Annotated in this window: 25 protein-coding genes; 7 read left to right on the forward strand and 18 right to left on the reverse strand. The window is 72.5% G+C overall.

Annotation, left to right across the window (positions count from 1 at the left end; genetic code table 11):
* Positions 1–264 precede the first annotated feature (264 nt).
* The gene (locus tag N8J89_RS02915; protein WP_283662813.1) at positions 265–1,596 is read left to right on the forward strand and encodes a citrate synthase; all 1,332 of its coding nucleotides are present in this window, start codon (positions 265–267) and stop codon (positions 1,594–1,596) included.
* Positions 1,597–1,686: 90 nt separating this feature from the next.
* Complete coding sequence (locus N8J89_RS02920; RefSeq protein WP_283666079.1) at positions 1,687–3,012, forward strand: cryptochrome/photolyase family protein; 1,326 nt, start codon at positions 1,687–1,689, stop codon at positions 3,010–3,012.
* Here N8J89_RS02920 and N8J89_RS02925 read toward each other — a convergent pair.
* The 3 genes from N8J89_RS02925 to N8J89_RS02935 all read right to left on the reverse strand — a co-directional run bounded on the left by N8J89_RS02925 (position 3,009) and on the right by N8J89_RS02935 (position 5,491).
* Positions 3,009–3,308: an alpha/beta hydrolase gene (locus tag N8J89_RS02925; protein ID WP_283662814.1), complete on the reverse strand. Its 300-nt coding sequence runs from the start codon at positions 3,306–3,308 to the stop codon at positions 3,009–3,011. The two genes, N8J89_RS02920 and N8J89_RS02925, sit on opposite strands and share 4 nt — an antisense overlap.
* 72 nt (positions 3,309–3,380) lie before the next feature.
* On the reverse strand, positions 3,381–4,583 hold the full coding sequence (locus N8J89_RS02930; RefSeq protein ID WP_283662815.1) for an ABC transporter permease: 1,203 nt from the start codon (positions 4,581–4,583) through the stop codon (positions 3,381–3,383).
* Positions 4,580–5,491 carry an ABC transporter ATP-binding protein gene (locus N8J89_RS02935; RefSeq protein ID WP_283662816.1) on the reverse strand — a complete coding sequence of 304 codons (912 nt, stop codon included), beginning with the start codon at positions 5,489–5,491 and terminating at the stop codon, positions 4,580–4,582. Before N8J89_RS02935 ends, N8J89_RS02930 begins: the two co-directional genes overlap by 4 nt.
* 160 nt (positions 5,492–5,651) lie before the next feature.
* On the opposite strand from N8J89_RS02935, the gene N8J89_RS02940 reads away from it, so the two are divergent.
* Positions 5,652–5,885, forward strand: coding sequence for a hypothetical protein (locus tag N8J89_RS02940; protein WP_283662817.1), 234 nt, complete (start codon positions 5,652–5,654; stop codon positions 5,883–5,885).
* Here N8J89_RS02940 and N8J89_RS02945 read toward each other — a convergent pair.
* From N8J89_RS02945 to N8J89_RS02970, 6 genes are all read right to left on the reverse strand, one after another.
* Positions 5,882–7,684 (reverse strand): class I SAM-dependent methyltransferase, encoded by a 1,803-nt coding sequence (locus N8J89_RS02945; protein ID WP_283662818.1) that lies wholly within the window; start codon positions 7,682–7,684, stop codon positions 5,882–5,884. The genes N8J89_RS02940 and N8J89_RS02945 overlap by 4 nt on opposite strands.
* Positions 7,681–8,856 carry a glycosyltransferase gene (locus N8J89_RS02950; protein ID WP_283662819.1) on the reverse strand — a complete coding sequence of 392 codons (1,176 nt, stop codon included), beginning with the start codon at positions 8,854–8,856 and terminating at the stop codon, positions 7,681–7,683. The genes N8J89_RS02945 and N8J89_RS02950 overlap by 4 nt, the downstream gene beginning before the upstream one ends.
* Positions 8,853–9,617: an alpha/beta fold hydrolase gene (locus N8J89_RS02955; protein WP_283662820.1), complete on the reverse strand. Its 765-nt coding sequence runs from the start codon at positions 9,615–9,617 to the stop codon at positions 8,853–8,855. The genes N8J89_RS02950 and N8J89_RS02955 overlap by 4 nt, the downstream gene beginning before the upstream one ends.
* Complete coding sequence (locus N8J89_RS02960) at positions 9,614–9,934, reverse strand: acyl carrier protein (protein ID WP_283662821.1); 321 nt, start codon at positions 9,932–9,934, stop codon at positions 9,614–9,616. Before N8J89_RS02960 ends, N8J89_RS02955 begins: the two co-directional genes overlap by 4 nt.
* Before the next feature lie 221 nt (positions 9,935–10,155).
* Entirely contained in the window at positions 10,156–11,745 is a 1,590-nt protein-coding gene (locus tag N8J89_RS02965) for a glycerol-3-phosphate dehydrogenase/oxidase (protein ID WP_502868414.1), read from the reverse strand.
* Positions 11,742–12,359 carry a TetR/AcrR family transcriptional regulator gene (locus N8J89_RS02970; RefSeq protein WP_283662822.1) on the reverse strand — a complete coding sequence of 206 codons (618 nt, stop codon included), beginning with the start codon at positions 12,357–12,359 and terminating at the stop codon, positions 11,742–11,744. The genes N8J89_RS02965 and N8J89_RS02970 overlap by 4 nt, the downstream gene beginning before the upstream one ends.
* 16 nt (positions 12,360–12,375) lie before the next feature.
* Between N8J89_RS02970 and N8J89_RS02975 the strand changes: the two genes are divergently transcribed.
* Complete coding sequence (locus N8J89_RS02975) at positions 12,376–14,010, forward strand: FAD-binding oxidoreductase (protein ID WP_283662823.1); 1,635 nt, start codon at positions 12,376–12,378, stop codon at positions 14,008–14,010.
* A 48-nt stretch (positions 14,011–14,058) separates the two neighbouring features.
* Entirely contained in the window at positions 14,059–15,105 is a 1,047-nt protein-coding gene (locus tag N8J89_RS02980; protein ID WP_283662824.1) for an amidohydrolase family protein, read from the forward strand.
* Between the two features lie 177 nt (positions 15,106–15,282).
* Here N8J89_RS02980 and N8J89_RS02985 read toward each other — a convergent pair whose 3' ends face one another.
* On the reverse strand, positions 15,283–16,293 hold the full coding sequence (locus N8J89_RS02985) for an NADP-dependent oxidoreductase (protein ID WP_283662825.1): 1,011 nt from the start codon (positions 16,291–16,293) through the stop codon (positions 15,283–15,285).
* A gap of 97 nt (positions 16,294–16,390) precedes the next feature.
* Here N8J89_RS02985 and N8J89_RS02990 point away from each other — a divergent pair, with 97 nt between their 5' ends.
* The gene (locus N8J89_RS02990) at positions 16,391–17,032 is read left to right on the forward strand and encodes a TetR family transcriptional regulator (protein ID WP_283666081.1); all 642 of its coding nucleotides are present in this window, start codon (positions 16,391–16,393) and stop codon (positions 17,030–17,032) included.
* A 12-nt stretch (positions 17,033–17,044) separates the two neighbouring features.
* On the opposite strand, the gene N8J89_RS02995 is transcribed toward N8J89_RS02990, so the two are convergent.
* Genes N8J89_RS02995 through N8J89_RS03010 form a run of 4 tightly spaced genes read right to left on the reverse strand, consistent with a single transcriptional unit; the run spans position 17,045 to position 20,756 of the window.
* Positions 17,045–17,416: a hypothetical protein gene (locus N8J89_RS02995; RefSeq protein WP_283662826.1), complete on the reverse strand. Its 372-nt coding sequence runs from the start codon at positions 17,414–17,416 to the stop codon at positions 17,045–17,047.
* On the reverse strand, positions 17,413–20,208 hold the full coding sequence (locus N8J89_RS03000) for an FtsK/SpoIIIE domain-containing protein (RefSeq protein ID WP_283662827.1): 2,796 nt from the start codon (positions 20,206–20,208) through the stop codon (positions 17,413–17,415). Before N8J89_RS03000 ends, N8J89_RS02995 begins: the two co-directional genes overlap by 4 nt.
* A gap of 30 nt (positions 20,209–20,238) precedes the next feature.
* On the reverse strand, positions 20,239–20,490 hold the full coding sequence (locus N8J89_RS03005) for a hypothetical protein (RefSeq protein WP_283662828.1): 252 nt from the start codon (positions 20,488–20,490) through the stop codon (positions 20,239–20,241).
* 5 nt (positions 20,491–20,495) lie between these two features.
* Positions 20,496–20,756 carry a hypothetical protein gene (locus N8J89_RS03010; RefSeq protein WP_252482417.1) on the reverse strand — a complete coding sequence of 87 codons (261 nt, stop codon included), beginning with the start codon at positions 20,754–20,756 and terminating at the stop codon, positions 20,496–20,498.
* Positions 20,757–20,997: 241 nt separating this feature from the next.
* On the opposite strand from N8J89_RS03010, the gene N8J89_RS03015 reads away from it, so the two are divergent.
* Positions 20,998–22,722: a M14 family zinc carboxypeptidase gene (locus tag N8J89_RS03015; RefSeq protein ID WP_283662829.1), complete on the forward strand. Its 1,725-nt coding sequence runs from the start codon at positions 20,998–21,000 to the stop codon at positions 22,720–22,722.
* Between the two features lie 37 nt (positions 22,723–22,759).
* Here the strand turns inward: N8J89_RS03015 and N8J89_RS03020 are convergent, their stop codons facing one another.
* Genes N8J89_RS03020 through N8J89_RS03035 form a run of 4 tightly spaced genes read right to left on the reverse strand, consistent with a single transcriptional unit; the run spans position 22,760 to position 25,149 of the window.
* Positions 22,760–23,560, reverse strand: a complete 801-nt coding sequence (locus N8J89_RS03020; RefSeq protein WP_283662830.1) for a hypothetical protein — start codon at positions 23,558–23,560, stop codon at positions 22,760–22,762.
* Positions 23,561–23,577: 17 nt separating this feature from the next.
* Positions 23,578–24,099, reverse strand: coding sequence for a carboxymuconolactone decarboxylase family protein (locus N8J89_RS03025; RefSeq protein ID WP_283666082.1), 522 nt, complete (start codon positions 24,097–24,099; stop codon positions 23,578–23,580).
* 13 nt (positions 24,100–24,112) lie between these two features.
* Positions 24,113–24,799, reverse strand: coding sequence for a hypothetical protein (locus N8J89_RS03030; protein WP_283662831.1), 687 nt, complete (start codon positions 24,797–24,799; stop codon positions 24,113–24,115).
* A gap of 2 nt (positions 24,800–24,801) precedes the next feature.
* Positions 24,802–25,149: a hypothetical protein gene (locus tag N8J89_RS03035; protein WP_283662832.1), complete on the reverse strand. Its 348-nt coding sequence runs from the start codon at positions 25,147–25,149 to the stop codon at positions 24,802–24,804.
* Between the last annotated feature and the right edge of the window lie 62 nt (positions 25,150–25,211).

Genomic DNA, 25,211 nt, shown 5'->3' on the forward strand with positions numbered 1-25,211 from the left:
CACGTACCGCTCTGGCCTGCGTGGATCTGGTCTTGATCGATCGGATTCCCTAGGTTGGAACCCACCGGTGCCACTCAGGTAACCGGACGGGCGTTATGTGATACCTGTCCCAGATGAGCCGCTGGGCCACTCACGCGGCTGCGCTGGGATGTAACGCCCACTAGCGTGACAACCGACAGGACCCCAACGAGGCGGTTGCTGCGGGTGGTGGCAAACCCACCCCGCGCGCGTGAAGCGCCTCGCCTTAGCGTGAGAGGGACTCGCATGCCCGACGCGACGACCGCGCCAGATTCGACGGTGGAACCAGCCAAACACCGTAACGTCGCGCTACGTTATGACGGCGGGGAGCATGAGATGCCGGTGGTCGCGGCCACCGACGGCGCGCCGGGCTTCGAGCTCGGCAAACTGCTCTCCACAACCAAGATGGTCACTCTCGACCCCGGTTTCGTGAACACCGCCTCCTGCACCTCGGAGATCACCTACATCGACGGTGACGCCGGCATCCTGCGCTACCGCGGCTACCCGATCGAGCAGCTGGCCGCGAAGTCCAGCTTCGTCGAGGTCAGCTACCTGCTGATCTACGGCGAGCTGCCCACCCAGGCGCAGCTGGACGACTTCACCAGCAAGATCAGCAGGCACACCCTGCTGCACGAGGACCTGAAGCGCTTCTTCGACGGCTTCCCGCGCGACGCGCACCCGATGCCGGTGCTGTCCTCCGCGGTCTCCGCGCTGTCCACCTTCTACCAGGACAGCCTGAACCCCTTCGACGACAACCAGGTGGAGATCTCCACCATCCGGCTGCTGGCCAAGCTGCCGACCATCGCGGCCTACGCGTACAAGAAGTCGGTCGGCCAGCCCTTCCTCTACCCGGACAACTCGCTCGGCCTGGTGGAGAACTTCCTGCGGATGACCTTCGGGTTCCCCGCCGAGCCCTACGAGGTCGACCCGGCCCTGGCCCGCGCGCTGGACCTGCTGCTGATCCTGCACGCCGACCACGAGCAGAACTGCTCCACCGCGACCGTGCGCCTGGTGGGCTCCTCCGAGGCCAACCTGTTCGCCAGCGTCTCGGCCGGCATCAACGCGCTGTTCGGCCCGCTGCACGGTGGCGCCAACCAGGCCGTGCTGGAGATGCTGAACAAGATCCACGAGGACGGCGGCGACGTCGACTCCTTCGTGAAGAAGGTCAAGAACAAGGAAGACGGCGTCCGGCTGATGGGCTTCGGGCACCGGGTCTACAAGAACTACGACCCGCGCGCGGCGATCATCAAGAAGACCGCGGACGACGTGCTGAGCAAGCTCGGCGTGCAGGACCCGCTGCTGGACATCGCGCTCAAGCTGGAGGAGTACGCGCTCAGCGACGACTACTTCATCCAGCGCAAGCTGTACCCGAACGTGGACTTCTACACCGGCCTGATCTACAAGGCCATGGGCTTCCCGACCCGGATGTTCACCGTGCTGTTCGCGCTCGGCCGCCTGCCCGGCTGGATCGCGCAGTGGCAGGAAATGATCAAGGACCCGGCGCGCAAGATCGGCCGCCCGCGCCAGGTCTACATCGGCGCGGCTGAGCGCGACTACCAGTCGATCACCGAGCGCTGACCGCCTGACCCCACCGAAGCGGCCCCGGTTCGCATCCCCCGTGGATGTGCCGGGGCGCTTTGCTGTGGGTACCTTCCCGGTGTGACGGCTGTGCTGTGGTTCCGGCGGGACCTGAGACTGGGCGACCACGCGGCCCTGCTGGCCGCCGCGCAGCGGAGCCGGGACGTGCTCGCGGTGTTCGTGCTGGACGAGGCCCTGCTCAAGCCCTCGGGCCCGGTCCGCCGGACCTTCCTCTACCGCAGCCTGCGCGCGCTGGAGGAGCAGCTGGACGGCCGCCTGCTGGTGCTGCGCGGCGATCCGGCGGCCGAGCTGCCGAAGGCCGCCGGGCAGGTCGGCGCGGACAGCGTGCACGTCTCCGCGGACACCGGCCCGTACGGCCGGGAGCGGGACGAGCGGGTGGCGAACGCGTTGGCGGACAACGGGATCGAGCTGGTCCGGACCGGCTCGCCGTACGCGGTCACGCCCGGCCGGGTGCGCAAGGGCGACGGCACCCCGTTCAAGGTGTTCACCCCGTTCCGCCGGGCCTGGGCCGAACACGGCTGGCGAGCGCCCGCGGACACCGATGCGTCCACAGTGGACTGGATCACCGCGGAGGGCGGCGTGCGCGTTCCGGCGGATGAGGACCTGGGCGAGATCTCCCTGCCCACGGCGGGGGAGCGGGCCGCGATCGAAGCCTGGGAGTCCTTTGTGGACGAGCGGGTGACGGACTACGCGGACCGGCGGGACCGGCCGGCGGTGGACGGCACCAGCCGGATGTCGGCCTACCTGCGCTGGGGCCAGCTGCACCCGCGCACCCTGCTCGCCGACCTGGCCCGGCACACCGGCCAGGGCGCGGAGACCTACCGCAGCGAGCTGGCCTGGCGGGAGTTCTACGCCGACGTGCTGTGGCACCGCCCGGAGACCGCGCGGCGCAACTACGACCGCCGCTTCGACAAGATCGACCACGACACCGACGACGAGCTGTTCGCGGCCTGGTGCGCGGGCCGGACCGGGTTCCCGATCGTGGACGCGGGCATGCGCCAGCTGCTGGCCGAGGGCTGGATGCACAACCGGGTGCGCATGATCACCGCCAGCTTCCTGGTGAAGGACCTGCACCAGCCCTGGTGGCGCGGGGCACGGCACTTCATGCGCCACCTGGTCGACGGCGACCTGGCCTCCAACCAGCACGGCTGGCAGTGGACCGCGGGCTGCGGCACGGACGCGGCCCCGTACTTCCGGGTGTTCAACCCGACCACCCAGGGCGAGAGGTTCGACCCGGACGGCGACTACGTGCGCCGGTACGTGCCGGAACTCCGTGGCCTGCCAGGAAAACGCGTGCACAAGCCCCTCGGCGTGCCCGGCTATCCGGAGCCGATCGTGGACCACAAGCACGAGCGCGAGGTCGCGCTGGCCCGCTACGGGGCCACCAGGAGCTAGGCCCCCGGGCAGGACCCGGAACTGGGCTTCCCGGTGCGGAAGAAGGCCACCGCCTTGGCCGCGCAGGGGATCGAGGACAGCGAGCCGTGGTGGTCGTCCGCCACGGTCAGCAGCTCGCCGCCGACTCGCTCCCGCAGCTGCTCGGCCCAGCCGTACGGGGTGACCGGCTCGTGGCGGTGCCCGACCAGCTGCAGCGGGCTGGTGCGGCGGCCCGGATCGGTGGCCTTGATCCGGGACAGCGCGATGCCGATGGTCCGCCCGTCCAGCGCCGCGTAGTCCACCGGCACGGTGACCATCGCGCACTCGGTCCGGTCGTCCTCCGGCGACCACTGTGGACTGTGCGAGGTTGACCGGAGTGGAGTCGTGGCCTACTTCGCCCCGAGCGCGTCCCGCAGCTTGACCCGGCCACCCGTGCGCAGCACCGCGTTGGAGTAGATCCGCCCGGCCAGCCGGATGAAGGCGAACATCCCGGCCACGGTGAGCACCACCGACACCACGATCTCCCAGGCGGGCGCCACCCCCATCGCGATCCGCGCGGGCATGATGATCGGCGCGAACGGCGGGATCATGGACAGCACCTCCAGGATCCGGTTGCCCGGATCGCGGGGCAGCATCAGGAAGGTCAGCACCGCGGGCAGGATCGCGGCGAACATCACCGGCTGCACCACCGAGCTGACCTCCTCCTGCCGGGCGACCAGCGCGGCGGAGGCGGCGAACAGGGTGCCGAAGGTGAAGAACCCGGCCAGGTACCACAGCACCCCGGTGACCAGGGTGCCGGTGATCTGCCCGCCGGGCAGGGTGAGCTGGTCGGTGGCGGTGGCCGCGGTGAGCGCCACCGCGGTGATCACGCTGACCTGCAACAGGCCCGCGATGCCGATCCCGGCGACCTTGCCGGCCAGCAGCTGCCACGGCCGCACCGAGGACAGCAGCAGCTCGACCACCCGGCTGGACTTCTCCTCCACCACGCCCTGCGCCACCGCCATGCCGAAGATCATCAGCGACATGTAGAGCAGCGCGGTGAGCCCGATCGCGATGCCCAGGCGCTGCCCGCGCTCGGGGTCCTCCGGCTCCAGTTGGCTCACCTGCACCTTGGCCTCGGCCACGGTGCGGCCCACCTGCGCGGGGTCCAGGCCGCCCTGGGCCAGCTGGGCGTCCAGCGCCTGCTGCCGGACCACCGCGTCCAGGCTGCCGCGCACCGCGTCGTTGAGGTCCTTCTTCACCAGCACCCGCAGCGAGCCCGGCGCGCCGCTGACCAGCACGTCGATCTTGTCGTCCTTGAGCTGCGCCTCGCCGTCGGCGGCGTCGGGCACCTCGGTGGTCTCCACCTGCTCGCCGAAGCCCTTGGCGGTGGCCTTGAGCTGCTCGGCCACCGCGCTGGCCTGGCCGGTCAGCCCGACCGTGGTCTTGGCGTTGCTCTGGCTGATGAAGTAGATCAGCCCGACGTAGGCGGCGATGATCGCGATGATCACCACCGTGCTGACCACGAAGGACTTGGAGCGCACCCGGGTGTTCAGCTCGCGGCGGGCCACCAGCCACACCGCGCGGGCCGGGGTCAGGGGGCTGCTGCTCATGCCGGGGATCCCTCGGTGACGACGTTGCGGAACAGTTCGGTCAGCGTCGGGCGGTGCGGCGCGAACTCGCGCACCTCGCCGGTGCGCATGGCCGCGGCCAGCACGCTCTGGCTGTCCGTGCCGGGCGCCAGCTCGACCAGGAACCGGGACCCGTCCACGCTCAGCTCGGTGACCCCGGTCTGGTTCCTGGCCCAGTCCGACGGCGCGTAGGGCAGGTCGAGCAGGTAGCGGTCGCTGCCGCCGGTGCGCAGCTCGGAGACCTTGCCGCTGACCACCATCTGTCCACTCCGGATGATCCCGACCCGGTCGCACAGCCGCTCCACCAGGTCGAGCTGGTGACTGGAGAACATCACCGGCACGCCGGCGTCGGCCTGCTCCCGCAGCACCTCGCTCATCACGTCCACCGCCACCGGGTCCAGCCCGGAGAACGGCTCGTCCAGCACCAGCACCTCGGGCTCGTGCACCAGCGCCGCGGCCAGCTGCACCCGCTGCTGGTTGCCCAGGCTGAGCTTCTGGACCTCCTCGTCCCGCCGCTGCCCCAGTCCTAACCGCTCGGTCCAGGCGCCGGCCGCCCTGCGCGCGGCCTTGGCGGACATCCCGTGCAGCTCGGCCAGGTAGACCAGCTGCTCGGTCACCTTCATCTTCGGGTACAGGCCGCGCTCCTCCGGCATGTACCCGATGTGCCTGCGGGTCTCGAAGTCCACCGCGCGGCCGTTCCAGCGCACCTCGCCGGAGTCGGCGGCCAGCACGCCCAGCGCGATCCGCATGGTGGTGGTCTTGCCAGCGCCGTTGCTGCCGACGAAGCCGAACAGCTCACCGGCCCTGATCGAGAAGGTCATCTCCCGCAGGGCGACGACCTCGCCATAGCGCTTGGAGATCCGATCGATCTCCAGCACTGCCTCAGCCACGGCGTTTTCCTCTCGGTTGTCCAGTTCGCGTCCCCCGGCGCGCTGCCCGTGTCCACTATCTCCCAGCCCGGCGATTATCGAGCCCGATCCCGCCGGTCGTGAGCAGCCTGACACTCCCGGCCGCCCAGCGCCGCCTGACCGGCCGGGCTACCGTCGGGGGATGCCGACGATTCTGGGCGCGACCGCGCGCAGGGCCGGGTACACCGCGGCGCTGGCCGCCGGGCTCTGGGGCGCGTGGATCCTGTTCGGCCCGTGGCCCGGCTCCGAGGGCTCCAGCCTGATGTGGGGCCTCGGCCTGGTGCTGCGCGGCGCGGCCGCCGGGTTCACCGGACTGGCCCTGCTGTGGCTCGCGTTGCTGGTCTGGGGCGCGGTGGTCCGGGCGAGGGACCGCTAGGCGCGCTGAGCGAGCAGCCGGTAGGCGTTGCCGCCGTTGCCGCGCTTGACCACCTGGTGCGCCAGCTTGTCGGCCACCCAGGCCAGCACCAGCAGCGGCACCCCCGCGGTGAGCACCGCGCGGTAGACCACCCGCCGCCACCAGGTGGCCGGCCGGGGCCGCCAGGGCTGGTCGGGGTTTCGGGCCAGCCGGTTCAGGCCGAGGCCGACGGCCATGGTGAGGTCCATGGACTGGTCGGCGCGGCCGCGGTCCTGGGCCACCACGGTGAAGCCGCGCTCGGTCAGCGCCCTGACCAGGTTCTCCCTCGGCATCATGTGCTGGTGCTGCGGCGGGAACCACGGCATCCAGTAGGTGCGCAGCAGCCGCCCGTACCGCGAGCCGGGGTTGGGCACCTCGATGAGCAGGAAACCACCCGCGGACAGCACCTTCGCCGCCGCGTCCAGCTCCTCGAACGGCTCCCTGGTGTGCTCCAGGTAGTGGAACATGCTGATCACGTCGTAGCGCCCGGCCAGCTCGGCCACCAGCTCGGGGAACTGGCCGCGGTAACCCCGGTCCACCCAGCCGCGCCTGGCTGCCTCCTCGATGCCGGCGCCCAGGTCCAGGCCGTCGAAGGCGGTGTCCGGCCAGACCTCGCGGGCCAGGTTGGCGAAGTGGCCGTGGCCGCCGCCGACGTCCAGCCAGGTGCGCGGGGTGGTGAACGGGACGAGCATCTCGGCCCGCCGCCGGTACACCGCGGGGCCGGAGGAGAACGCGGTCTCCGCGGTGCGCGCGCCCTCGCCGTCGTAGCAGTCGCGGTAGTAGAAGTCGAGTCCGGCCAGGTTGAGCCGGGGGTTCTGGAACACGTGGCCGCAGTCCGCACAGCGTTCCAGGGTGAACCGGCCCGGCTTGTTCAGCACCAGGTCCGCGCAGCGCACGTGCGGCTTCAGCGCGGTGCCGCCGCACCACGGGCAGTCCGCTCGGCGCGGCTCGAAGAAGCGCTCGGTGCCCTGGGCCAGCTCGGCGGCGTAGGCGGCGCGCAGCTCGGCCACCCGGTCGCCCCTGACCCTGGTGCGCCACAGCGCGGCCAGCGTGCGGGCCCAGTTCGCCGGATCGCGCAGCAGCCGCAGCGCGGCGTGCCGGTGCAGGTCAGCGGGCCGGACCGGGCTGCCGGCGAAGACCAGGTAGGGCTGGAGGCTGAACAGCGCCAGCGCGCCGAGGCCGAGGATGGGCTGGGCCACCACGCAGCTGACCAGCGCGGCGTAGCAGACCAGCGGCGGCAGGACCGCGCGGAACAGGCCGCGTTCGGCGCGCAGCCGCTCGGCCCGCTGCGCCGGGGTCTCCCGGACCACACCGAGTCCGGGCGCGACGGCGAAATCCGTTGCGGTGCAAGCCAACCGCTTCAACCGGCTGGTGAGCCCGGCGGTGGTCACGGTGTCCGGCGCGGCCTCGCCGAGCTGTTCGCGCCCGGCCACGCCGTCGTCCACCAGCAGCGCGTGTCCCGCGCCGCCCGCGCTGGCCAGCCGGGTGGCCAGGAAGTCCTTGCCCAGCCCGGCGCGGGCCAGGTCCAGCGCCCTGGCCACGCCGAGGCGGCGGGGCACCAGGTCCAGCACGGACAGGCCCTGCCGCTGCGCCCAGTCCTCGGCGGCGGCCCTGGTCCGCTCCGGCAGTTCCACGCCGTCGGCCACCACGAACCGGAACCGGCCGTGCGGACCGTCCTGCTCGTCGTCGAGCACCGGCAGCCAGGACAGCTGCCCGCGCAGCCGGAAACCGTTGAGCACCAGGGCGATCATCGTGACCACCGGTAGCCAGCCCAACATCATGTCAGCATCTCCACCCGGTCGGCCGCCGCCGCGGTACCACCGGCGTCGGCGAAGGACGCCCGGATACGCTCTGCCGCCGCTCGGTACCCAGGGAAGGTCAGCACATCGAGAATCGAGTCCCGCAGCTCGGCCGGTCCGACCCGGCCGAACCGAACACGTCGGCCCGCTCCCGCCTCGACCACCTGGTTGGCGATGATCGGCTGGTCGTCCCTGATCGGGGCGACCACCAGCGGCAGGCCGTGCGCGAGGGTCTCGCACACCGTGTTGTGCCCGCCATGGCATACCACCGCGTCCGTGCGCGCCAACACCTCCAGTTGGGGGACGAACTCCCGCACCAGCACATGGGCCGGGAGTTCTCCAAACAACTTGGGTGGCGCGGCGATGGTGACCTGGAGGCGGGAGCCGAGCGGCTCGACCGCGGCCAGCACCGCGTTGAGGAAGCGGGCGCCGTTCTCCCGGTCCACCGTGCCCAGGGTGACCAGCAGGTGCTGCCGCCGTCCGTCCAGCCATTCCCACGGATAGTCCACACTGGAGGCTCGAACGCCCAGCGAGGGCCCGACGAAGGCGTAGTGGCCGGGGTAGTCGATCTCGGAGCCGACCAGGCAGCGGGTGGTGTAGGCGAGCACCAGGTGCTCGGAGAACCGCAGGTCGCCGCGTTCGGCCACGGCCACCGGAACCTGTTGCGCGCGTTGCAGCGCGGCCAGCTGCATGCGTACCCAGGCGCCGAACTTGGGCACGGTGGCGAACTGGTCGGTCAGCTCGGCCGAGGTGGTCGCCGAGGTGGCCCAGGGCAGCCCGTGCCGCCGTGCCACCACGCCACCGGCCAGCGCCTGCTGGTCCACCACCAGCACATCCGGCCGGAACCGCTCGACCGCCTCCTCCACCCCGGGCACGCTGGACTCCGCCAGCGGGATCAGGAAGTCCCGCCAGAGGAACTGGAAGGCCGCGGGACCGCGTAAGCCGCGCGAGCGGGTCACCACCTCGGCGAGCCAGTCGTCCGGGCCGCGCTGCACCGGCATGAGCAGCTCCGGCTCCGGCAGCAGCGGGGCCACCACCTCGCGGTGGCCGACCCAGGCGACCTCGTGCCCGCGCCCGGTCAGCTCGTGGCCCAGCGCCACCGTGGGCAGGGTGTGCCCGGCCAGTGGCGGCACCACGAACAGGACCCGGCTCACCGCAACCACCTTGCCAGCACTTCGCGCACCTGGCCGGCCGCCTCGGTGAGCAGCATGTGCGACTGCTCCGGCAGGATCTCCAGCTCCAGCCGCGGCAGGTACTTCTGCAACACGCTGACCTCGGGCAACAGTTCGGACTCCGAGCCGTAGACGGCCAGCACCGGCGCGGTCACCGCGGCGTAGCGGTCCGGGCTGAACGGCTCCTGCCTGCCGATCTCGGCCACCATGCTGGTCCTGATCAGCAGTTCCTCCACCTGGTGCACCCGCCGCTCCCACTTGCGGCCGCTCATGTGCGTGAAGTGGTGGTCGTACCGGCCCGCGATCGCCTCGGTGAGGGTGGCCGCCATCCGCTCGCCCCAGCCGGGGGTGGGCACCAGCGACTCGATCAGCATGATCTTGTCCACCCGGTGCGGGCAGTGCGAGGCGAAGGCCAGCGCGAGCAGGCCGCCGTAGCTGTTGCCGACCAGCCGGACCGGGCGGTGCTCGCCGAGGGCGTCCAGCAGCGCGTGCAGGTCGGCGACCGAGTCGTCCAGGGTGTAGCCGGTCGGCGGCCGGTCGGAGCGGCCGTGTCCGCGCTGGTCGTAGCAGAGGGTGCGAGCCCCGGCGGTGGCGGCCGGGGTGGCCAGGGTGAGGTAGAGGCCGGAGAGGTTGTCCACCACCAGGCCGTGCAGGAAGACCACCAGTGGCGCGTCCGGTGGGGAGTCGGCGGTGGCCAGCGGCTGGACGTGGAAGGTCAGGTTGTTCGCCTGGACCTCGGTCATGGAGCGGCCCCGCGGTCGCCGGCCAGGCAGCCGGCGATGTGGCGGACCAGGTGGCCGACGGTCAGGCCGACGGCCTCCTCCACCTCCTTGTCGGCCAGGAAGGCGGCGAAGTTGACCGAGCCGCCGTAGTGCTCGCGCAGCTTGGCCGAGAGCGCGACGAACTCGATGCTCTCCAGCTCGAGGTCATGGTTGAACGAGGTGTCCATGTCGATCTCGACGGTCTGCGCGTACTCGGGCCCGATCACGGCCACGAGCAGCTCGGTCACCGTGGCGAGCACCTGCTGCTCCACCTCGGAAGCCAGGTCTGCGTAACTCATCGCGTTCACTCCCTGTCACGGCGCTGCGAACACCGGTGATGACGTGACACCGCGGACGTGGGGCCGCAGGGGGCCGTCCTCTGTGGAGGGTCCGAGGCGGTGTTTCCCTAAGGTGACAGGTTCCAAGCCGGGATTGCTTGCGGTTGCGGTGAAAACGCCGCCAAGACAACCCGTTTGAATGACGCTGCAAGCGATTCGACCGCGTTGGCTACGCTGTGTCGTCAAAGTCCTTCGGTGGCCTTGCGCACCAGTGCGGTGACGGAGTCCAAGGCCCGCAACCGATCCGAGGGCACCAGGCCGATCCGGCTGCGCCGGTCCAGCACGTCGTCGGCGTCCAGCGCGCCCTCGTGCCGCACCGCCCACACCACCTCGGCCGCGGTGACGCCGAGCCCGTCGGCGACCTCGGCGCCCAGCCTGGGGTCCAGCTGGGCCAGCGCGGCCAGCCGCACGGCTTCCGCGCCGTAGCGGGCAACCAGCCGCGGTGATACCTCCATTGTGGACAGATACTCGGCTGGCGCGGCGCCGACCAGCGGCACCTGCTCGCTGCGCGAAGGCCCGGCGGACAGGCCGCGGCGGGCGATCGCGGCGTCCACCGCGTCGGCGGCCATCCGCCGGTAGGTGGTGAGCTTGCCGCCCACCACCGTGGTAACCCCGTCCGGCGAGGTGAGCACGGCGTGTTTGCGGGAGAGGTCCGCGGTGCGGCCACTCGTACCCGGAAGGTCGATCAAGGGGCGCAGACCGGCGAACGCGCCCAGCACGTCGGCCGGGCCGAGCCGCCTGCCCAGCACGGTGTTGGCCACGTCCAGCAGGAAGTCCACGTCGGCCTGCGGGACCTCGGGCACCTCCGGCACCGGCCCGTCCATCGGCTCGTCGGTCAGGCCCAGGTAGACCCGGCCGTCCAGCTGCGGCAGCAGCAGCGCGAACCGGTTGCGCTCGCCGGGCACCGGCACGGTCAGCGCGGTGCCGCCCAGACCCAGCGCGGCGCCGTCGAGCACCAGGTGCGAGCCGCGGGAGGGCCGCAGCCGCACGCCGGGCACCAGCCGGTCCGCCCACACCCCGGTGGCGTTGATCACTGCCTTGGCCCTGATCCGGACGGTCTCGCCGGTCAGCCCGTCCAGCACCTCGCCGCCGGAGCCGTCCAGGTGCACCGCCCTGGCCCTGGTGATGATCCGCGCGCCGAACCCGGCCGCGGTGCGGGCCAGTGCCACCACCAGGCGCGCGTCGTCGACCAGCTGGCCGTCGTAGGAGAGCAGCCCGCCGCGCAGCCCGCTCACCCGCAGGCCACCGGCCAGCGCCAATGCCTCGGCGGCCGGGATGCGGCGGGGCGCGGGCAGCACCGCTCCCGGCGTGCCCGCGGTGCGGCGCAGCAGGTCACCGGCGCGCAGCCCGGCCATGAAGACCGCCTCGTGGCTCCGCCTCACCCCGGCGCCGCGGGCCGGCCGGTGCAGCGGGATGAGCTGGGGCAGGGTGCGCACCAGGTGCGGGGCGGTGCGGGTCATCAGCAGACCGCGTTCCACCGCGCTCTCCCTGGCCAGCCCGAACTCGCCGTGCGCCAGGTAGCGCAGGCCGCCGTGCACCAGCTTGCTGGAGAACCGGGAGGTGCCGAAGGCCAGGTCGTGCGCCTCGACCAGGGCCACCGACAGGCCGCGGGCGGCCGCGTCCAGCGCGACCCCGGCCCCGGTCACCCCGCCGCCCACCACCAGCAGGTCGAGCTGGTGGCCACCGGCGAGCAGGGCCAGGTCGTTGGCCCTGCGGGTGGCGTTGAGCGAGGTCGCGCGCAGCGAGCCGGCCGGCAGCATCGGGACGGTCATGGCCGCAGCACCGCGTCCAGGCCGTGCCGCAGCTCGGCCAGCAGCGCGGCCTCGTCCGGCTCGGCCACCGCCAGCCGCAGCGCGAAGACCACCGACTGGACCATCAGGAACAGCAGCCTGCACTGCGCGGCCACGTCCCCGGCGCGCACCGAGCCGTCGGCCTGCCCGGCCAGCACCTGCTCGCGCAGGAACTGCTCGGCCAGCCGCTGGGTGCTGCCCATCCGCTGCACCAGGTAGGGCAGCAGCAGTTCGGGGTCGACCTCCAGGATGGTGCGCATCAGCGGGTTGTGCGCGACCTCCCGCCCGGCCGCCACCGCGCCGGCGACCAGCCGCTCGCGCGCGCTGGGCAGGTTCGCCGAGGCCGAGGCCACCGCGCTGAGCAGGCCGCGGAACTCGCGGGTGAGCAGCGCGGCGACCAGGCTGGTCACGTCAGGGAAGCGGCGGTACAGGGTCATCCGGCTGACCCTGGCCCGGCGCGCCACCTCGGTCAGCGTGGTGCGCCGCACGCCCACGTCGAGCACGCAGTCCTTGGCCGCGGCGAGCAGGACCTCGTCGTCCACCCGCTGGCCGCGGACCACCGGCGGGGCTTCGGAGGTGTGACACTCGGACGCCATGTGTCACACTGTAGCGGTGACCGAGCGCATCGACCACACCCTCCGCACCAGTTGGACGCCCGAGGGCGCGAACGCGGCGCACCTGCCGCCACACGCGCTGCGCTGGCTCCGCTCCCGCATTGGCCTGGCCGAGGTGACCACGCCGGTGGGGCCGGGCTCGCTGCACCCGGTCGCCGACTCGGCGCTGCCACCGGCCGCGCTGGCGGCCCTGGCCGAGGTGGTCGGCCCGGCGGCGGTGCTGACCGACCGGGAGGCGCGGCTCGGCCGCGCCGGCGGACTGTCCTATGTGGACCTCATGCGGCACAGGGGCTGCGGTGAGCTGGCCGTTCCGGACGCGGTGGTGCTGCCCGCCGATCCCGAGCAGGTGCAGCGGGTGCTGGAGGTCTGCGCCGCGCAGGACCTCGCGGTGGTGCCCTTCGGCGGCGGCACCTCGGTGGTCGGCGGGGTGAACGCGCTGCGCGGAACCAAGGCCTCGGTGGTCACCCTGGACCTGGCCCGGCTGGACAAGTTGGTCTCGGTGGACCCGGTCTCGCACACCGCGGTCTTCCAGGCCGGGGTGCGCGCGCCGGAGGCGGAACGGCTGCTGGCCGCGCACGGCTTCACCCTCGGCCACTTCCCGCAGTCCTTCGAGCGGGCCACCCTCGGCGGGTTCGCCGCCACCCGCTCGGCCGGTCAGGCCTCCGCGGGCTACGGCCGGTTCGAGGACATGGTGCACGCGCTGCGGCTGGCCACCCCCGCCGGTGAGCTCACCCTCGGCGGCGTCCCGGCCTCGGCGGCAGGCCCTGACCTGAAGCGGCTGGTCATCGGCAGCGAGGGCGTCTTCGGCGTGATCACCGAGCTGACCCTGCGGGTGCGACCGGCGGCCACCTTCCACCACTACGAGGGCGTGGTGGTGGACGGCTGGGAACGCGGCGCCGCGGCGGTCCGCGCGCTGGCCCAGCAGCGGGTGCTGGCCGATGTCACCCGCCTGTCCGACATGGACGAGACCGAGGTGTCCCTCGAGCTGGCGGGTGGCTGGAAGGGCCGGGCGCTGCGCGCCTACCTGCGCACCAGGGGGGTGGTCGCGCCCTGCCTGCTGATCCTGGGCTGGGAGACCGGGTCCCCGCGCGAGCTGGCCAACCGGCGGCGGGCCGCGCTGCACGCGCTGAAGGAGTTCAACCCGGTGCGGCTGGGCCGCCCGCTCGGCGAGGCCTGGCGCAAGGGCCGCTACGGCGGGCCGAGGCAGCGGGACGCGCTGCTGGAGGCCGGGGTGTGCGTGGAGACCCTGGAGACCGCGGGCGACTGGGCCGGGCTGGCCGCGTTGCGCACCGCGGTCCGCGGCGCGCTCACCGACTCGCTGAGCACCGCCCGCGCCCGCCCGGTGGTGATGTGCCACGTCTCGCACGCCTACGAGACCGGGGCCTCGCTGTACTTCACCGTGCTCGCCCCGCGCGCCGACACCGCCCCGGTCGAGCAGTGGCAGCGGGCCAAGGCCGCGGCCTGCGAGGCCATCGTCAACCACGCCGGCACCATCACCCACCACCACGCGGTCGGCGTGGACCACGCGCCCTGGCTGGCCGCCGAGGTCGGCGAACTGGGCATTGAGGTGCTGCGCGCGGTCAAGGCCCGGCTGGACCCGACTGGAGTTCTCAACCCGGGAAAGCTCGTGTGACACGCCGCGGGGCTGGTGCGCTCGCGGCCGGGGGCCTAGGGTCCGGCAATGGGTGATGTGCTGATCCGTTCCGTCCGCCCGTGGTCCTCCGCGCCCGACACCCCCGCGATCGACGTGCTCTGCCGAGCCGGGGCGATCGCCGAGCTCGGGCCGGAACTCACCGCTCCACCAGGGATTCCGGAAGCCGATGGCGCAGGTGGCGTGCTGCTGCCCGCCCTGGTCGCCGCGCACGTCCGGCCGTGCGCCGGACAGGCCGAGGCCACCCTGGCCCGCCTGGTCGCCGCGGGAGCCACCCTGCTCCGCGTGCACGGCCCGGCCGAGGACCTGGACGAGCTGCTGGCCGCCAGGGAGGTCTTCGCCGACCGCGCCACCATCCAGCTGGTCGCCTTCGTGGCCGGCGGGCTCGTCCGCGAGGAACGCGGCGAGAAGCTGCTGGACGCCGCGGTGGCCGCGGGCGCGGACCTGCTCGGCGGCCTGGACCCGGCAGGCCACGACCGCGACCCGGTGCGCCACCTGGACCTGCTCTTCGAGCTGGCCGAGCGGCACTCCGTGGGCATCGACCTCCAGCTGCGCGACCCCGGTGAGCTGGGCGCCTTCGTGATCGAGCTGATCTGCGAGCGGGTGGCCGCCCTGGACATGCGCGGCCGGGTCACCCTGTCGCACTGCCTCGCACTGTCCACTGTGGAGGATCACCGGCGCGAGCTGCTGGCCGAGCTGCTGGCCGAACACGGCGTCTCGGTCACCACCCTGGCCACCGCCTGGGGAAACCCGCTGCCGCTGCGCCGGTTGCGCTGGGCAGGCGTGCCGGTCGGCCTCGGCGACGACGGCGGCGACCTGCTCGACCAGGCCCGCCTGCTGGCCGAGGCCAACGGCTTCGAGCGCGACGACGAGGTCGAGCTGTGCGCCGACGTGGCCACCCGGGACGGCGCACGGGCGCTGCGGGTGGGCGGCTACGGCGTGATCGAGGGCGACCGGGCCGAGCTGATGGTGGTGCCCGCTGACTCGGTGGCGGAGGCGGTACGGCAACGGCCGCCGCGCACCCTGGTGGTGCACGACGGCCGGGTGGTCAGCGGCGCTCAAACCGCCGGAGGATGACTTCTGCGAAAGAGGCGTGGCGCGCCAGCGACACGCCGGGCTCTTGGACCCGCGGTGGGGTTGATTTTTCGCGTCGCCTTGTCGTGCGTCCGACGCATCCGAAGCTTGCTTCGCGTGCGGCGGATGCACGACAAGGCGACTCAAGAGCGAAAAATCCCGCGCGCGGAGCGCGCCAAACTACACAGTCACCAGCATCTTGCCGGTGTTCGCGCCCTTGAGCAGGTCAAGAAAGGCCTGCGGTGCGTTGGCCAGGCCCTCGACCGTGGTCTCCCGGTAGCTGATCTTGCCCTCGGCCAGCCAGCCGCCGACCTCGGCGAAGAACTGCTCCTGCATGGACCCGTACTCGTTCACGATGAACCCGCGCAGGTTCAGGCCCTTGCCGACGATCTGGATCATGTTGCGCGGGCCGGTGGGCTCGCCCTTCTCGTTGTACTGCGAGATGGCGCCGCACAGCGCGAACCGGCCGCCCGGCTTGGCCGCGCTGATCGCCGCCTCCAGGTGCTCGCCGCCCACGTTGTCGAAGTACACGTCGATGCCCTCGGGTGCGGCCTTGGCGAGCAGCTCGGCCACCGGGCCGTCCTTGTAGTTGAACGCGGCGTCGAAGCCCAGCTCGTTGACCAGGTAGTCGACCTTCTCCTGGCTGCCGGCCGAGCCGATCACCCTGGCGGCGCCCTTGAGCTTGGCGATCTGGCCCACCAGCGAGCCGACCGCGCCTGCCGCGCCGGAGACGAAGACGACATCGCCCTCGCGGAACTGGCCGGCGGCCAGCAGGCCCGCGTAGGCGGTCAGGCCCGGCATGCCCAGCACGCCGAGGAAAGCGCCCGCGGGGGCCAGGTTCGCGTCCACCTTGACCGCGTGCTTGACGTCCACCTTGGCGTACTCGCGCCAGCCGCCCATGTGCAGCACCAGGTCGCCGACGGCGAAGCCGGGGTCGTTGGAGGTGACCACCTCGCCGACCGCGCCGCCCTGCAGCGCCTTGCCCAGCTCGAACGGCGGCACGTAGGACTTCACGTCGTTCATCCGGCCGCGCATGTACGGGTCGACGCTCATGACCTTGTTGCGCACCAGCAGCTCGCCCTCGCCTGGCGCGGGCACCTCGGCCTGGACCAGGTCGAAGTTGTCCAGGGTGGGCCAGCCCTCGGGACGGGAGGCGAGACGGATTTCCAGGCCGGTGGACGGGGTGGTCATGCGGAGCTCCTCAGCAGAGAACGTGTCACTCACTGACAAAAAACATACCATGACAATAGGCGGAGCGCGACATGTGACGTAGACTGACGGTGTGAGCATGGTCAAGGACGAGCTGGGTCTGCGCGAGCGCAAGAAGCTGCGCACCAAGAACGCGCTGGTCGACGCCGCCCTGGAGTTGTTCTTCGGCAAGGGTTTCGAGGCCACCACGGTGGAGGAGATCGCCGCCGCGGTGGAGATCTCGCCGCGCACCTTCTTCCGGTACTTCGCCGGCAAGGAGGACGTCGCGCTGGCCCAGTTCGCCGAGATCGACGAGTTCTGCATCACCGCGCTGGCCGCCCGCCCGGACAACGAACCGCCGGTGACCGCCACCCGCGCCACCTACCTGGCCATGTTCGACCACATCGCCGCACTGGACGGCGGCCCGGCCCGCTACTGCGCCACCCACCGCCTGATCGGCCAGACCCCGACCCTGTTCGCCCGCTGGTTGCAGACCTCCGCCCAGGTCGAGCACCGGCTGGCCGAGGTGATCGCGGCCCGCCAGGGCGTCTCCGCCGAGACCGACCTGCGCTGCCGGCTGCTGATCCGGGTGGTCTGCGCCAGCGCCCGGCTCGGCATGGAGATCGCCTGCCTGCGCGGCTACGACACCATCGACGAGCTCCGCGCCCAGGTCATCGAGGCCCTGGACCTGGGCATCGCGGGCCTGCCCGCCGCCTGGTCCAGCGCCACCGAGCGCTGGTGAGGCGCGCGCTGGTCAGTCCCGGCGGCGGATCAGCCCGCCGCGCTTGCGCAGCAGCTCCTCCAGGCCCTGCTGCGCGGCCCTGATCCGCTCCGCGCGCTGCTCGATGGTCAGGCCGTCGGCCGGCAGGACCGGCTTGGGCAGCGGCTTCATCGGGAACCAGCGCTCGTCGTAGAACAGGTCGCCGACCTCGCGCCAGCGCTCCCTGAGCTCCTGCTCGGTCGCGCTGAGCTGCTGCTCGGCCTTGGCGTGCCGCTCCTTGGCCTGGCGGACCACGTCGGTCAGCTCCTTGGCGCGCTCGGCGTCCACCTTCTGCATCCGGCGCACCGCCTCGTCCACCTGGCCGGTGATCGCCCGGTAGCGCTCGCTCGCGGACGGCTCGTTCACGGTTGCCCCTCCCCGCTGGCCTCTGCGGTGTCGAACGGGATGACGACCTCGGGCCGCGCGTGCTCGGACTTGTCGAAGAACAGGCCGCGGCGGGGCCGGGGCGACCAGCTGATCAGCTGGCCGGCGGCCAGGCTGGACAGGTCGGGGCCGTGCACGTCCAGGGCCACCCAGGCGCCCAGGTCCTCGATGCCGCCGCCGAGGAAGCCGCTCTTGAGCCGCTGCACGCTGCGCCACCAGCCGATGGTGTGGGTGGCCAGTTCGGGGCCGTGCTTGAGGATCTGCTTGAGACTGTCCACTCCGGACTGACGGGTGGTCGGGTCCTTCTGCTCCAGCAACGGGTAGGCCGCGTCGATGGCGTAGAGCACCAGGTAGTGCGGCCGGGCCGGTTCGTTGTTGCCCGCGCCGCGGGCCGCGCGGGCGCCCAGGTCGGCGGCCAGCGCGTCCAGCGCGGCGCGCACGCCGTCGCTGTCGAGCAGCTCGACCTCGTTGCCGGTGTCCTTGAGCGCGCAGGTCAGCGTCTCCGCCGCCGGGCGGGCGTCCTCGGTCACGCAGATCAGGGTGAACCTGGCCTCACCGGGAAGGTGTTGCCGGGCAAGGGAAAGCGTGGCCGCGGCGAGCACGCTGGCGGCATCGCGCAGCACCGAGCCGAGGGTGGCGATGTTGCGGCCGGGCGTGCGGGCCAGGGTCACCCCGGCCGCGCTGCCGGCCACGTCGATCACCTGGCCGAGCAGCGCCACCGGCGGGCGGCCCCGGCGCGGCTCCAGCAGCCGGAAGTCCTCCACAGTGGACAGCGGCGGCACGTGGTCGCCGTCGAAGAGCCTCGGCTCGCCCAGGTTCGCGGGCCTGCGCTGCCACAGCTCCACCTGCAACGCGTCGAAGGTGCCCCGGCTGGTCGCGTCCGGGATGCGGGCCACCTCGTTGCCGTGCCGGACCCCGGAGTCGTGGTTGATCACCGCGTGCCGCCGCGGGATCTCGATCGCGGCCTGGTTGGTCTCCACCAGCACCCGGCGCGCCTTGGGCAGCGCGATCCGCACGATGAACTGCTCGAAGATGGCCGGCTTGCCCCAGAACGCCTCGATGCCGGAGACGTCCTGGCTGGAGAGCACCAGGTGGATGCCCTGCGAGCGCCCGCGCCGCGCCACGTCCTCCAGCAGCCCGGCTGCCTGGCTGGTCACCGCGTCCCGCTCGGCGAAGAGGAACTGGAACTCGTCGATCACCGCCACGATCCGCGGCCACCGCCCGCCGGTGTCCTCCGCGCGCAGCTCCTCCAGCTTGGTCACCTCGTGCCGCTTGGCCGCCTCCGCCCTGCGCCGCATCTCATCGGCCAGGTACTTCAGCAGCGCCAGCCCGAACTCCCGGTCGGCGTTGACGTTCACCCCGACCAGCCGCGCGTGCGGCAGCCAGCTCGGGTCCTTGCGGCCGGGGGTGAACTGGGCGAAGGACACGCCCTCCTTGAAGTCGAGCACGTAGAGCTCGAGCTCGTCGGGGGAGTAGCGCGCGGTGAGGCTGCCCAGCATCGCGTACAGGAAGTTGGTCTTGCCGGAGCCGCTCGGCCCGCCGATCAGCGCGTGCGGCGAGGAGTCACCCAGGTGCAGCAGCACGTCCTGGCCGTCGCTGCGGCCGATCGGCGCGCTCAGCCCGGTGGCCGAGTGCTCCGTCCAGCGGGTCTCCGGCAGCAGGTCGGCGAAGGTGCACACCCGGCTGCGCCGCTCCAGCAGCGCGTCCGCGATCGCCCCGCAGGCCATCGGCACCCGGTCCCTTGGCAGCGGCTCGTCCAGGGTGATCACCGCGTGCTCGCCGGTCATGGTGGAGGTGACCCGGCCGTCCTCGTGCAGCTCCACGGTCTCCAGCGGGCTGTTCACCGACAGCCGCATGTCCACCATGACCAGCTGGATGCCGCAGGCCAAACCATTGCGCGCGACCCGTTGCAGCTGCTGGCGGAGCTGGTCGTCCAGGTTCTCGTGGTTGCCGAACAGGATCGCGATCCGCCAGGGTTCCGAACGTTTGCCGGTGGCCGCGGTCAGCGCGCGCAGCGAGTGGTGGCCGTCCACCAGGATCCGGGTGTGCACCCGGCGGATGTGCTCGGAGAACTCGCTGAGCAGGTCCTGCAACCGGCTCGGGTCGTGCACGGTGAGCAGCCCGGCGCGGGCCAGCGGGTACAGGCCGGGCAGCGAACCGGTGAACTGGCCGGTGTCCCACACGTGCACCTGCACCAGGCCAGGCTGGAAGTAGGACAGCGTGCGCAGCACCAGCGTCTCGACCAGCGCCTCGGCCAGCATCCGGGTGTTGTGCGCGGAGACCACGTGCAGGTGGCCGTGGTCCAGCAGCGGCACCGCGGCCGGGAACTCCTCGGCCAGCGAGGCGTCCTCCAGCCGGGCCGAGCCGATCCGCCACAGGCCCGGCGCGGGCGTGCTGCCGTCCCGCTCGCCCGGCCTGCCCAGCCAGTGCTCCCAGTGCTCGCCGGCCGAACCGGGCGCGTGCTCGGCGACCAGCGCGGTCAGCGTGGCCGGGCCGTCGCCGGTCCACTGCGCGAAGACCTGCTCGTGCTCGGCCAGCGCGCGCTCGGCCAGCGGCCGCAGCGCCGGGTCGGCCCACTGCGCGGCGAAGGCCGGATCCGCTTGCACGGCACGGATTCCGCGTTTGCGCAGGGTCAGCTCGAACTCGGCCCTGCGGTGCTGGGCCTCGGCCACGATGTGCTCCTGGCGCGCCGCGCCGAGGGCCATCGCGACGGCGTCGTGGAACTCGCCGAAGACCGCGCTGATCCGTGCCCGTCGCTCGATCTTCTTGCTCACGCTGCACCGCCCAAGATCACGTAGTCAGTGTCACAGGGAGGTCATCAGGCCTTCTACCCGGTCCAGCGCGGCGGTGACCAGCTCCACGGTGCGGCCGTGTCCCTGGCCCGCGCCCAGCAGCTCGGGCGGGACCAGCGAGGCCGAGTGGTGCTTGCCCGCTTTCGCCAGTGCGGCCAGGGTTTCCCCGATCAGTTCGTCGGCCTCGATCAGCACCTGATGTGCCTGGAGAAGCTGTTCGCGCACCGACGCCAGTGCGGCGGCGACCTCCGCGATGGACGACACCGGGCCTACAGCCTGCTCGCGTAGCCCTCGGCGGTGTTGATCGCCTGGGTCACCTGCTGGTGCGTCTCGGTCAGGTTCGCCATCGCCTGGTCCAGCATGCCCGCGGCCTGCTCGGCCTCGGGCTGGTTGCTGCCCTGCACGACCTGGAGCAGCGCGCCCTTGGCCTGCTCGATGGCGGTGGAGGCCGCCTGCAGGGCGCCGAGGCTCTCTTGCGCCTTCTCGTTGGCCTGGAGGATTCCGTTGCGAACCTGCTCCACACTTGCCATCTTGCGCCCTACTCCTCCACGCGGCTCCAGCCGTGCCACGGACATGGCACGGCTTATTTAGTTGAAGGTAGTACCCAAACCCCACCTCAGTACAACCAAGATCAGGCTGAATTCCACCGCCATTGGAGTGAGGGCCGGGACTACGCGGCGTGCCCTCTACCGCCGTCCGGGGGCTTGTTCCAGGTCACGGACGCATCACAGGATCGTGCCGTACTGATCCTCTGGAAGGACGGCTGCTCACATGGCGAAACGCCTCTTGCTGCGCACCGCGCTGGCCGCCACCGCGGTCGCCGCGGCCGCGCTGCTGCCGGTGCCCGCACTGGCCACCGGGGCCGCTGACCCGGCCCGGATCCTGCACGTCACCGCACCCGGCGACCCGGCCGAGCTCGGGCAGAAGCTCGTCGAGGCCGGGTTCGACGTCCTCGGCCGCGAGGGCTCGGCGATCCTGGTGCTCGGCCAGCCCGGCGCGGAGGACCGGCTGGCCGGGCTCGGCGCCCGCACGGCCCGAGTCCAGCAGGCGCCCGCCGCGGCGACCCCGCGCGCGGCCGCTGCCTACCCCAAGCCGAAACGACTGGCGGACAAGGAATATCCGACCTTCTACGGCGGCTACCGCACGGTCGAGGGCTTTCACTCCTTCGTGGCCGACGTGGCCAAGCGCTACCCGGAGCTGACCAAGCGGGTCGGCTACGGCGAGTCCTGGCAGCGGCAGCAGGACCCGGCCAAGGGCAACCGGCTGGAGGCGCTGTGCATCACCGCGCAGGCCTGGCGCGGCTGCGAGCTCAAGCCGGACTCGGCCAAGCCGCGGTTCCTGCTGATGGCCCAGATCCACGCCCGCGAGGTGACCACCTCCGAGATGGCCTGGCGGTTCATCACCAGGCTGCTCGACGGCGCGCACAACGACGCCGAGGTGGCCGCGCTGCTCGGCGGCACCGAGGTGTGGGTGGTGCCGCAGGTCAACCCGGACGGCGTCGGCGTGGTGCAGGACGGCCTGACCAACTCCGGCACCTCGGCCAACAGCTCGGCCTGGCAGCGCAAGAACCTCAACGACAGCAACAGTGTCACGCCCTGCCCCGGCCCGTGGAGCGCCAACCACGAGGGCATCGACCTCAACCGCAACTGGGACTCCCGCTGGGGCGGCGTCGGCACCTCGAACAACCCCTGCTCGCAGACCTACCGCGGCCCGAAGGCGGCCAGCGAGCCGGAGACCCACCAGCTGGCCGGGCTGTTCGAGAAGCTGTTCCCGGACCAGCGCGGCCCCGGTGAGAACGACGCGGCCCCGGTGACCACCCGCGGCGCGATGATCACCTTGCACACCTACGGCAACCTGGTGCTGCTGCCCTGGGGCCACGACCCGAAGGCCAAGACCCCCAACGACGCCGGGCTGCGCTCGATGGCCTTCCGGATGAGCGGCTACAACGGCTACAACACCGGCCAGCCGGGCGAGGTGCTCTACAACGTCACCGGCGCGGCCGACGACTGGGCCTACGACAAGCTGGGCATCGCCGGGTTCACCTTCGAGATCGGCCCGAACAGCGGTGAGTGCAACGGTTTCCACCCGGCCTACAGCTGCCAGGACAAGTTCTGGGAGCTGAACAAGGACGCGCTGCTGTACGCGGCCAAGTCGGCGCGTCAGCCCTACGTCTCCACGCTGGGCCCGACCGTGTCCGGGCTCAGCGTCAAGCGCGGCCTGTTCAGCGTCGAGGTGGCGGCCAAGGCCGATGACAACGCCTACGGCAACGTCGGCGTGGGCCGCCCGGCCGCGCAGAAGGTGGCCGAGGCCGAGGTCTACCTGGACCGCGCGCCCTGGGACGGCGGCAAGGCCCGCAAGCTCAAGGTCGGCGGCGACGGGACCACGGTCGAGGTCGGCGGCAAGGTCGGCGCCTGGGGCCTGGAGCGCCTGGCCTACGTGCGGGCCAAGGACGCCGACGGCAACTGGGGTCCGTTCACCGCGGCCTGGGTGAAGTGAGGCGCTGACCGGGGCTGGGCCGCCGGCCCGGCTCCGGTCACTGCTCCGCCGGTCCCGCGCTGAGCTGCAACGCGATCACGCCCGCGGTGGGCGCGGGATCGGCCGACCAGTAGCTGACCGCGTGCTCGCCGTCGAACTCCAGCGCCGACCAGTTGTCCTGCCCCAGCTGGGCCATCGCCGCCTTGAGCGCGCTGGCCGCGTCCCCCGGCACCAGCCCGAGGTCGAACTCGACCCCGAGCACGCCGGGCCCGCACGGGGTGAAGTCGGTCAGCTCGCCGTGGTGGGTGATCCGGCTGGCCACCGCCCTGGCCTGCCACTCCGCCCCGGCCCGCCGGTCGGCGGCCACGTCAACGGAGAGCCGCAGCCGTTGCACCGGCCCGTCCGGCAGCACCACCGGCGCGGGCTCCGGCACGACCTCGTCCGGGTCCTCGGCGGCGGGCGGCGGCTGTTGCAACGGGCTCGCGCCCAGCCAGGCCTCCACCAGCACCCGTTCGCCGCCGGGCACCAGCTGGGTGACCAGGTCGGGCTCGTCCAGCACGGTCCACGCGGTGGGCGGCTCGCAGGAGACCCTGGGCATGCCGACATCCGGCCCCAGCCCGCGGACGAAGGTGCGCACCGCCCTGGACAGCGCCCCGGCGTCGCTGGCCGAGGCCCGCTCGGCACTCGGCTGGCTGATCGTCACCGACCAGCAGCCCGGCTCCTCGTCGGAGCAGTCACCGGCCTCCACGATCCGTCCGCCGCCCAACGCGACCAGTCCCAGACAGGCGTTCCTGGCCTGGGACTCGTTCTCGGCGGCGACCACCACGGTGATCAGCAGCTCCAGCTCGTCTTCCACCATCGCGTCGCAATTGTCCCTCAGTGGTGTGAACACGGAGCGCAGTGGTCCCGTTCCGCGGCCAGCACCACCCCGGCGGCGTGCACCACCGCCGCCACCCGCAGCACCTCGTGCACCTCCGGCACGCCCGCTCCCGCTTCGCGCGCCTTCCGCTCTTGCAGCTCAAGGCACACCCGGCACCCGTTGACCGCGCTGACCGCCACGCACCACAGCTCGAAGTCGGCCTTGTCCACCCCCGGCCGCGCCACCACCCGCATCCGCAACCGCCCGGGCAGCCGCCGGTACTCCTCATCCGCCAGCTGGTGCTTGGCCCGGTAGAACACGTTGTTCATGGCCATCACCGCCCCGGCGGACCTGGCCGCGTCGAAGGCCTCGGCGGACAACAGCCGCTCACCCCGCCCGACCAGCTCACCCAGCGCCGCCACCCGCCCCGAGGTGACCGCCACCGCCACCACCGCGCCCCACAACCGCTGCTCGGACAGCACCGAGTCCCCGAGCACCGACTCCAGGTTCGCCCGGATGTCCGCGGCATAGTCCGGCATCACCCGGGAAACGCTAGTCCAGCAGCTCGGCCACCCACACCCGCCGCGCTGGCGCCCACCGCTCCTGCCCGCCGCCGGTGAAGTGCACCGCGATCATCCCGTCGGTCCACGGCGTGGCCGACTCCACCCGCGCCACCGGCCCGATCTGCCCGTACCGCCGCACGAACATCCCCTCCGCCAGCTCAGCCGCGGTGACCCGGTCCAGGTTCCTGGCCCGCGAGCACGGCCGCAGCCAGCGCGCGAACACCCGCCACAGCGCGAAGCCCAGCACCGCCGCGGCCGCCGCCCAGGCCGGTTCGGCCGGGACCAGCGCCACAGCCAGACCGGCGCCGAGCAGCGCGCACAGCAGGCCGGAGCCGACCACCCGGTTGCCCACCAGCAGCCAGCCGGAGGTGCGCACCAGGCCGTCGGCCAGCTGACCCCTGGGCGCGGAACCGTTGGGCAGCAACGGGATTCCGCCGCCTTCGGGCAGCGGCTCCATGGTGCCGGGCAGCCGGGTCGCCGAGGCGGCCGGACCCAGCACGTCCGGGCTCACTGTGACCCGGTGCGCGCAGGCGGCGCAGGCCAGCACGATCCCGGCCTGCGCGGCGCGGTCCCGGTACAGCCCGAGCACGCCGTGCCCGGCCGGGCAGCGGTAGGCGACCGGGTTGGTCGGCACCTGCCAGGCCCGCAGCACCTTGGTGGCCTGGGCCAGTTCCACCGTCACACCGCCCGCCAGACCGCGCGCCGCTCGCCGGGCTTGCGCACGCACCGCAACGCCGTGCCCGCCTTGGTCACCGCCCGCTCACCGGGCTTCGGGCAGCGTTCACCCAGCTTGGCCACGCTGGTCCGCACCGGCGGGGCCGAGCTCGGCGGCGGCGCGGGCCGCACCGGGGCCTCCGCGGCGGGCGGGACGGCCACCGGCGGGATCGCGGCCACCGCGGGCGGCGGTGTCCGGGGCCAGGCGAAGGCCACCAGCAGGGCCGCGCCGCCGAGTGCGGGCGCGGCCCGCACCAGCGACGGTGCCGACCACCACCACAGCCGGATCCGCCCGGGTTCCAGGTCCGGCACGCCGGTCCCCTTTCGTTCCAGAGCCCGGAAAACCCGGGACAGGAACGAGTTCGCCGGTCCCC

It is taken from the genome of Crossiella sp. CA-258035 (assembly GCF_030064675.1).
Lineage (GTDB): Bacteria > Actinomycetota > Actinomycetes > Mycobacteriales > Pseudonocardiaceae > Crossiella.